The 392-nt window shown below is 65.1% G+C and carries 1 protein-coding gene; it reads left to right on the top strand.

The window, feature by feature from the left end; all coding sequences use genetic code 11:
* Positions 1–392, top strand: a 392-nt coding sequence (locus OO54_RS41010) for an ABC transporter substrate-binding protein (RefSeq protein ID WP_033212891.1), incomplete at both ends; no start/stop codon positions are given.

The raw sequence follows: 392 nt of genomic DNA, 5'->3' as shown, positions 1-392 counted from the left end.
TCACCATCGGCAAGTCCGTCGAGGACCTCGCCCCCTACGGAGCGACCAAGCACGCCACCAGCTTCACCCCCGGCCCCTGGAACGCCGTCCACCAGGACAAGGCCATCCACGCCCTGCCCATGGACTCCGGCCCCATGGCCTTCTTCTACAACAAGAAGGTCTTCGACAAGCACGGCATCAAGGTGCCCACCACCTGGGACGAGTACGTGCAGGCCGCCCTCACCCTCCACAAGGCCGACCCCAAGATCTTCATCACCAACGACACCGGTGACGCCGGTGCCACGACCAGCCTGATCTGGCAGGCCGGCGGCCACCCCTACAAGACCGACGGCACCGCCGTGAAGATCGACTTCACCGACGAAGGCACCCAGAAGTACACCGCCACCTGGCAA

The organism is Streptomyces wedmorensis (assembly GCF_000716445.1).
GTDB classification, from domain to species: domain Bacteria; phylum Actinomycetota; class Actinomycetes; order Streptomycetales; family Streptomycetaceae; genus Streptomyces; species Streptomyces wedmorensis.
Note: the sequence above shows the minus strand (reverse complement) of the source record. Positions and strands in the feature narration are given on the sequence as shown.